The organism is Falsihalocynthiibacter sp. S25ZX9, assembly GCF_041205405.1.
GTDB classification, from domain to species: Bacteria; Pseudomonadota; Alphaproteobacteria; order Rhodobacterales; family Rhodobacteraceae; genus Falsihalocynthiibacter; species Falsihalocynthiibacter arcticus.
Genome location: NZ_JBGFCD010000322.1, coordinates 1 through 283, shown reverse-complemented (window position 1 = coordinate 283; position 283 = coordinate 1). Strand labels below are relative to the sequence as shown.

The following is a 283-nucleotide window of genomic DNA, read 5'->3' as shown; positions in this document are numbered from 1 at the left end:
AAGTTCGGCCATTGTGAGCGGCGGTGACCTGCCAAGCGATCTAAAATGCAGTCGCGACGGGGGGAATGGCCTCTCGCCACCGCTCTCATGGTCAACTGTTCCCGAAGGAACGCAGAGCCTCGCAGTCATCATGCAACACTATCCGCGCGGCAAAATCGCAGGCACCGACGCGCCCAGCCAATACTGGCTCTTGTGTAACATCCCCGCAGACACAACCGCCATTCCGCGCGGGAACCCAACCTCCTTGGGCGATGAAGGCGCGGACAAAGATGAGAGATTCACA

Annotated in this window: 1 protein-coding gene; it reads left to right on the top strand. The window is 59.4% G+C overall.

What is annotated here, in order from left to right:
* Nucleotides 1-283: YbhB/YbcL family Raf kinase inhibitor-like protein (locus AB9F29_RS22415; RefSeq protein WP_369757314.1), on the top strand; the 283-nt coding region annotated here is incomplete at both ends.